Source organism: Moorena sp. SIO2C4, assembly GCF_010672485.1.
Taxonomy (GTDB): Bacteria; Cyanobacteriota; Cyanobacteriia; order Cyanobacteriales; family Coleofasciculaceae; genus Moorena; species Moorena producens.
Window position 1 is genome coordinate 1 of record NZ_JAAHGN010000306.1, and the last position, 7,366, is coordinate 7,366.

The following is a 7,366-nucleotide window of genomic DNA, read 5'->3' on the forward strand; positions in this document are numbered from 1 at the left end:
GGAACAGTAGGAAAAAGCTCGGAAGATTTTTTGGTGTTATTAAAAAGCGATGCAGAGGTGCGACCCGTGGCGAATTTAATTCGTCTACGGAAAACGCACCTAAGCGGTCTTGACCACACTGCATCGCTACTCCCTACTCCCTACTCCCTACTCCCTAAAATCTAGGACGAGGGTACCTAACCCTTAGCCTTTTGGCCTTTAGGCCACGCTACGCGAACGGCCACGCTACGCGAACATCCTTCTAGGCATAAACTTTTTGATAGTAAGCTTGATACTCTTGGGATAGCAATGGTTGCCACCAATCCCGATTGCTGAGATACCACTCAATAGTTTTACGTAGGCCACCTGCTAAGGTTTCTGTTGGTACCCAACCCAGTTCAGTTTTAATTTTAGTCGCATCAATAGCATAGCGACGGTCATGGCCTGGGCGGTCTTTGACAAAGGTAATTAACTGTTGTGCTGGAGCAACCGGTAGATCAGGGGCTAATTCATTCATCAGCTCGCAAATCTGGTGAACTAGGTCTAGGTTTTTGACTTCGTTATTGCCACCAATGTTATAGGTTTCTCCTGGTTGACCTTTGTGAATCACTACATCTAAAGCACGGCAATGATCACCCACATACAGCCAATCTCGAATATTTTGTCCATCCCCGTAGACTGGTAGAGATTTGCCCAACAGGATGTTGATGCACATCAGGGGAATTAATTTTTCTGGAAAATGATAGGGTCCGTAGTTATTGGAGCAATTGGTGATAATAGTCGGGACCCCATAGGTATGGTAATAAGCCCGGGCAAGATGGTCACTGCCAGCTTTGGAAGCAGAATAGGGACTGTTGGGGGCATAGGGTGTGGTTTCACAGAAGGCTGGGTCATCAGCACTTAGACTGCCATACACTTCATCCGTGGAAACATGGAGGAAGCGATAATCCTTTGGTTGTCCTTGATTTTGCCATTGTTGCCGGAAGGATTCTAGTAGGGTAAAGGAACCGACAACATTAGTGCGGATAAAAGCATCAGGTCCTAAAATGGAGCGGTCAACGTGGGATTCAGCAGCAAAATGGGCGACGGTGTCGATGTTTTCTTCCTGGAGCAGGCGGTCTACTAGAATGCGATCGCATATGTCTCCCTGGACAAACCGCAAATTTGCTTTGTCTTCCAGACCGGCCAGATTCTGGCGGTTTCCAGCATAGGTAAGAGCATCTAGTACCACCACGCGATCGCCTGGGTACTGTTCACACCAGTGATGAACAAAATTCGAGCCAATAAATCCTGCACCACCTGTTACTAGTAATTGGCGAGGTTGTCTAGTAGTCAGGGATTTTTGTTCAAAAGAATTCATGATTAGTTTGAGTGGGTTAGTGCTTCAATGGGTTAGTAGAAAAGTAAGCATTGAGCTATCAGCTATCAGTTATCAGCATTCAGCATTCAGCTATCAGTTATCAGCATTCAGCCATCAGCTATCAGCTATCAGCCATTGGCCAATGGCTTTTACCCAGACCTTCAATTCTCATTAATATCGAATTATTAAATTCGATCGTTCAAGGTTTATTTTCAGCTGACCGCTGATCGCTGACGGCTGACCGCTGAATTATTACCTTAAGTTAGTTCAACTTGAGAGTCATCACCAATCATGAATCGTAAAGCTTTTGGATGTTGGGGTGCAGCTTTAACTTGAGCTCGTTCTCCAATTAAACTATCAACAATTCGTTGATGAATCCCCGTTAATTTAGCACCTTTTAGAATCACGCTATGCTCAATGTCAGCATCTAAGAGAGTAGCTTGGTCAGCAATGCTAGTATATGGACCAATGAAGCAGTTTTCCAGATGGCAGTTTTCCCCAATGGTAACTGGACCACGAATGGTACAATTAGTAATATAAGACCCCTTACCAATCTGTACCCGTCCGCTAATTCGACTTTCGGAGTCAATTTCACCATCAACAGCAGATTCTAGACAAGTATCTAGAATAATCTGGTTAGCAGCTAACAAGTCATCTTTTTTCCCAGTATCCAGCCACCAACCTTTGATTTGAAAAGCTTCTACATTTTTTTGCTGATCAATCAAGTATTGAATCGCATCGGTAATTTCCAGTTCCCCTCTAGCAGAAGGCTGGATGTTAGCAATTGCTTGATGGATAACAGGGGAAAATAGGTAAACACCTACCAGTGCGAGATTAGAAGGAGGAACTTTCGGTTTTTCTACTAGCTGCAACACTCGCCCGAATTCATCGACTTTGGCAACACCAAAGGCAGTAGGATTATCTACCTCCCGTAGCAGGGTCAGGGCATCCAGATTTTTGTTCTGGAAATTCTCGACAAATAAGTTCAGTTCACTTTGAACCAAGTTGTCTCCCAAGTACATTACAAAGGGAGAATCTCCGAGAAAGGGTTGGGCGACTTTAACGGCGTGGGCAAGTCCTAAGGGTTGGTCTTGGAGGATATAGGTAATGTTAGCTCCGAAGCGATCGCCATTTCCTGTTTTAGCCTTAACTTCTTCCCCAGTTTCAGGACTGATAATAATACCGATATCAGTAATACCAGCAGCGATAATGGCTTCAAGCCCATACCACAAAATTGGTTTATTAGCAACAGGTACTAACTGTTTGGCACCAGTATAAGTTAGGGGACGTAAACGAGTGCCTTTTCCCCCAGAAAGAATTAGTGCTTTCATAAGCTATATGAAATCCTCACTATAAAGTCTGAAATATGAAATATGAATTATTAAGGTTGTTCGCCCTTGGCATTCGGTGAAGGGTAGGTTGAAGGTTGTTCGCCCTTGGCGTTCCCGTAGGGTAGGTTGAAGGTTGTTTGGTTGTTTGGTTGTTTGGTTGGCAGGTTGTTTGGTTGAACTTGAACTATAGCGGTTCTCATACTAATCAGGTACACAGGATTGTTTTCCGATGCCCGATGCCCGATGCCCGATGCCCGATTCCCTACTCCCTACTCCCTACTCCCTATGCTTATAGCAATTACCCAAGCTTTTGATAAAGTTCTGCTAGCATTTGCCTCAAAGATTGACGCCAATGGGGCGGATAGCTTCCCAAGGTTTGGGATATTTTCTGGTTTGAGAGAACTGAGTAAGCTGGACGCTGAGCGGGAGTGGGGTATTCTGGGGTAGTAATTGGGACAACTCGCTGCAATTTTAAGGGGAAGCCCAGCAGTTTGGCTTCTTCAAAGATGGCAACGGCAAAGTCATACCAACTGGTGACACCAGTGTTGGTGAAGTGATAGATTCCTCCTAGCATTGGATTAGAATCCATTGCTTGCAAAAGTTGAGTAATGGTTACTGCTATATCTTTAGCCCAGGTAGGAGTACCCACTTGATCCGCTACCACCCGAAGCTCTTCTCGCTCAGCCCCTAGTCGTAACATGGTTTTGACAAAGTTGCCATGACCACGAGTACCATAAACCCAAGCAGTCCTAAGGATGAGAATGCGATCGCATTTTTGCTGCACCCCTTCTTCCCCTTGCAGTTTCGACTTACCATAAGAACCGATGGGATTAGGAGTGTCTTGCTCCGTGTAAGGAGTATTTTTTTTGCCATCGAACACATAGTCGGTGGAAATATGGAGCAGGATGGCTCCTAAATTCTGAGCTTCCTCTGCCATGATGGTTGGAGCAACAGCATTAATCGATTTAGCCAGTGCCAGTTCTGTCTCTGCTTTATCCACAGCCGTGTAAGCCGCTGCATTGACAATCACGTCAGGCTTAATCTGATGAATTACCTGACGAATACTCTCTGGCTCAGCTAAGTCCATATCGCTGCGCCCCACACCGATGACTTGGCCTAGGGGACTCAGAGTATCTTCCAACTCTTGACCCACTTGTCCAGTAATCCCAGTGAGTAAGATTTTTTTCATGCAAAAACCTCGGCTGTTTTGAAAGACTTACCCGCTTGATCTTTAGCCGACAGACTGGGAGAGTCGGTCAGAGGCCAATGAATGGCTAGGTCAGGGTCATTCCACACAATAGTCCGCTCGTGATCAGGAGCGTAGAAGTCAGTAGTCTTATATAAAACTTCAGCGAATTCAGAGACTACCAGGAATCCGTGGGCAAATCCAGCTGGAATCCAGATTTGTTGTTTATTTTCTGCACTCAGCAAACAACTAACCCACTGTCCAAAGGTCGGGGAGCTTTTTCTAATATCCACTGCCACATCAAATATAGTTCCGAGTAAAACCCGCACCAGTTTACCTTGGGGCTGCTGAATCTGGTAGTGTAATCCTCGAAGCACCCCTTGGGCTGAACGGGAATAGTTATCCTGGACAAACTCAGCGGTGATCCCAGCTTTATCTGCTAGAACTCGTTTATTGTAGCTTTCAAAGAAAAAACCACGGTCATCACCAAAGACACGGGGTTCAAGAATTAAGACTTCGGGTATTTTGGTTTCAATAACGTTCATACAGTTCTCTGGTTGATTAGCTAAGCCTCTTAAAGTGACCAACTCCTCATCAAGTTTGTGTTATCTACACTGAAAGAATTTCAATACTTTGTAAACTTTTTGTGAAATATCTCAGCTTGACACTTTCCTCCCTAGTAGTCTGTTAATTGAAAACAAGATTGATAGGGGAGTAATTATAATAGTAGTCTGCACTCAAGTAGACTACACCTAGTTGTGTAGAAAGGGAGGGATGGCAAGATGGGGAAGATCGATCGAGGCTTAATCTGACGAACTTTTGTATTCTACTGAATTTAAAATTGCTATCAGGATTTCGTAAAGGCGAATGGTGTAAACTATCGAAAAAATTAAATTTACTAAACTAAATTAACGAAAAGTCATTCAGATTACCGATTACCCATTACTTCAAGAACAAAATTACGAAAGAGCACTACTACCTCTGGGATGATTTGATGTCCCATGTCAAATTCTTGATACTTGACCTGTATCCCTAAACCAGTTAGAGTATATCTAGCATTGTGAGCAGCCATTAACGGTACAACCTCGTCTTGTCTACCATGAACTATCAAAATTGCTGGTAACGATGAGCCTGTAGGAGGTTGGGTTCGGCTATGTAAATAGCCACTCATGGATACTAAGCCTGCTATTGGCAAGGTCAACCCTACATCTAATGTCATGGCTCCGCCTTGGGAAAATCCACTCAGAATGGTGCGGGATAGGGGCACGCCAGTGCTCACTTCGTTCGCGTAGCGTGGCCTTTTGGCCAGGGATTTGAGCCAATCAATTAGCTGCTGTCTGCTTTCGGTTAAGCCTTGATACTCCGGGCCATTCAAATCATACCACATTTTACCCTCAGGTACAGCAGGATGGTCAAAGGGAGCTTCAGCAAATAGAAACTGATAGTCTGGTAAGTTTAGCGCCTTAGCCAAAGATACCAAATCTTGGGAGTTGGCTCCAAAGCCATGTAAGCAGACAATTAATCCAGCTGGTGGTTGATTGTTGGTAGGGGGAATGTTAATATAGTTCAGCTGCAAAGATTTATCTCCATCAGAGTAGGTGATCTCTTGAGAATTGTACGCTTTTTGGCAAGCAGTTGATAACAGCGTTATTCCCAGAGCTACTAAACTTTGGAATAGAAATTTTCGTCGCTTAAATGAATTGATTTTCACAAGTAATAGGCTTTGGAAGGTTGGGAGGTTGAACGCGCACGCGTGGCCTATTGGCCAAGGTTGGGAGGTTGGAGGTTGGGAGGTTGAAGGTTGGGAGGTTGAAGGTTGGGAGGTTGAAGGTTGGGAGGTTGAAGGTTGGGAGGTTGAAGGTTGGGAGGTTGAAGGTTGGGAGGTTGGGAGGTTGAAGGTTGAACGCGATGGACTTCGTCCCGCTTTCAGCGAACCCGTGGCCTATTGGCCAAGGTTGAAGGTTGGAGGGTTGAACGCGATGGCGTGGCCTATTGGCCAAGGTTGAAGGTTGAAGGCTTGGAGGTGGTTTTTGTCCAGGCGTCCGTTGTAGGGTAGGTTGGAGTTTGATGATTGACGGTGAGGGAATCTCAAATTAACATTACTGATTACTGATTACTGATTACTGATTACTGATTACTGATTACTGATTACTGATTACTGATTAATGATTACCGATTACCCTCAATCGTTCCACCATTGACCAACGCCTTGCCTGTTGCTGTTGCTAGAGAAAACTGCACAGGTTAAATAGCCTGACATCTATATACTAGTAGAGTGCTGTCTCAATCGGTTATGGATGCATCTAGATACTCGACAATTCGGGTATTTGACCCAACCAATAACGAAAAAGGCTACAAAGTCTGCCATCAACAGGAAGCACAGGAGTTTTTTCAACAAACACTCCTGGGATTGGATCAAAAGGAAAGGTTATTAGCTCAGTGGGAGCGAGGTATCCAGGATTTACTGCTATCCTGGTTTCGTGCTGAGCTATCTACTGTTGATACTACATGTGATACTAAATACCGGGTGTTAGCTGGACTGTGTCTTCGGTGCTATGTTTCAATGCCTATCCTAAAGGCTTGTAAAAAACTAGCGAGTCAGTTTTGCCTTGACTATCGGTTAACTTACCGTGAGCTGCTATCCTATGTACTCAATGATGATGGCAAAACTCCGATTATTCTCGATAGTGATGGCAAAGCTCAACTGGTTGTTAATAAGCAAGGTGAGATTGAACCTGGACTTGGTCAGTTTTTTACGATTGATGTCTTGGCAAGCTATCGTCTGAACTCACCAGCTCGCTTCAGTTTGGACAATTGGGCATATCTGAAAACCAAACAACATCCTGATATCAAACGTTGCTTAGCTGAACAGGGATTGCCCTTGTCCAGTAACTGGTCACTGTTGGGACGAGTTAAACTCAGACACCTTGAACAGCTCTATCCACGCGATCGCAAACTAGTAGAAACCTTCCATACTGTCTATTCTCAAGACAGACAACAGCAGCGGCGCCATAGAGTTAACCATAAACTTAACCCTAGAGTTAACCAATGCCTTGAGCCTAGGGATGACCAACTCCAAGACATGCTCCACCTGTTGCCAGAACGTGGTGTTATCATCAATTCCACCAAAGAGCTTCACAAAGAACTAACCAGGATAGCCAAGGGTCTGCAAGAAGAGGAGATTTGGAGCCGCAGAGGAAGTCCGATCTGGGAACCTCTAGAAGCACGGGATCCAGAAACTGGCGAGTATGTCCCCAAAGAATTACCTGATCTAAACTCTATTAATACCATAGATCATTTAGGACAATCTGAATTGCAGGATTTTCTTGAACAGGGACTGATTGAGGTTTTAGATCACGCGATAGCGCAAGCCTTGGCTGAGCACATTGCCTCTTTAGAGCAAAGTCGCCGTTACGCTTGTTTTGCTTCAAAGGTTATCCCAGGTTTCCGATTCCTTTACTGTGAGGGTAAGTCTCTTAAAGAGATAGCAACCGTTGTGAAGATGACCAA

The 7,366-nt window shown here is 44.6% G+C and carries 9 protein-coding genes; 4 read left to right on the top strand and 5 right to left on the bottom strand.

The features are described from left to right. Positions 1-241 precede the first annotated feature (241 nt). Positions 242-1,339: a dTDP-glucose 4,6-dehydratase gene (gene rfbB, locus F6K20_RS17050; RefSeq protein WP_287295409.1), complete on the bottom strand. Its 1,098-nt coding sequence runs from the start codon at positions 1,337-1,339 to the stop codon at positions 242-244. Between rfbB and F6K20_RS17055 the strand changes: the two genes are divergently transcribed. Continuing rightward, positions 1,338-1,514 carry a hypothetical protein gene (locus tag F6K20_RS17055; RefSeq protein ID WP_008178357.1) on the top strand — a complete coding sequence of 59 codons (177 nt, stop codon included), beginning with the start codon at positions 1,338-1,340 and terminating at the stop codon, positions 1,512-1,514. The two genes, rfbB and F6K20_RS17055, sit on opposite strands and share 2 nt — an antisense overlap. Positions 1,515-1,596: 82 nt before the next feature. On the opposite strand, the gene F6K20_RS17060 is transcribed toward F6K20_RS17055, so the two are convergent. Continuing rightward, positions 1,597-2,670, bottom strand: coding sequence for a glucose-1-phosphate thymidylyltransferase (locus F6K20_RS17060; RefSeq protein WP_008178356.1), 1,074 nt, complete (start codon positions 2,668-2,670; stop codon positions 1,597-1,599). A 137-nt stretch (positions 2,671-2,807) separates the two neighbouring features. Between F6K20_RS17060 and F6K20_RS17065 the strand changes: the two genes are divergently transcribed. After that, a complete protein-coding gene (locus F6K20_RS17065) occupies positions 2,808-2,984 on the top strand; it encodes a hypothetical protein (RefSeq protein WP_154659650.1) in 177 nt (58 codons plus the stop codon). Here the strand turns inward: F6K20_RS17065 and rfbD are convergent. The 3 genes from rfbD to F6K20_RS17080 all read right to left on the bottom strand — a co-directional run bounded on the left by rfbD (position 2,969) and on the right by F6K20_RS17080 (position 5,432). Further along, positions 2,969-3,859: a dTDP-4-dehydrorhamnose reductase gene (gene rfbD, locus F6K20_RS17070; protein ID WP_008178352.1), complete on the bottom strand. Its 891-nt coding sequence runs from the start codon at positions 3,857-3,859 to the stop codon at positions 2,969-2,971. The two genes, F6K20_RS17065 and rfbD, sit on opposite strands and share 16 nt — an antisense overlap. Next, positions 3,856-4,401, bottom strand: coding sequence for a dTDP-4-dehydrorhamnose 3,5-epimerase (gene rfbC, locus F6K20_RS17075; protein ID WP_008178350.1), 546 nt, complete (start codon positions 4,399-4,401; stop codon positions 3,856-3,858). Before rfbC ends, rfbD begins: the two co-directional genes overlap by 4 nt. A 383-nt stretch (positions 4,402-4,784) precedes the next feature. Then, a complete protein-coding gene (locus tag F6K20_RS17080; protein WP_287251142.1) occupies positions 4,785-5,432 on the bottom strand; it encodes an alpha/beta hydrolase in 648 nt (215 codons plus the stop codon). 163 nt (positions 5,433-5,595) lie between these two features. Here F6K20_RS17080 and F6K20_RS17085 point away from each other — a divergent pair, with 163 nt between their 5' ends. Together F6K20_RS17085 and F6K20_RS17090 are read left to right on the top strand one after the other, a co-directional pair. Beyond that, entirely contained in the window at positions 5,596-5,862 is a 267-nt protein-coding gene (locus F6K20_RS17085) for a hypothetical protein (RefSeq protein ID WP_287251131.1), read from the top strand. A 287-nt stretch (positions 5,863-6,149) separates the two neighbouring features. Further along, positions 6,150-7,366 (top strand): hypothetical protein (locus F6K20_RS17090; protein WP_287295411.1); only part of this gene is annotated, 1,217 nt, incomplete at its 3' end.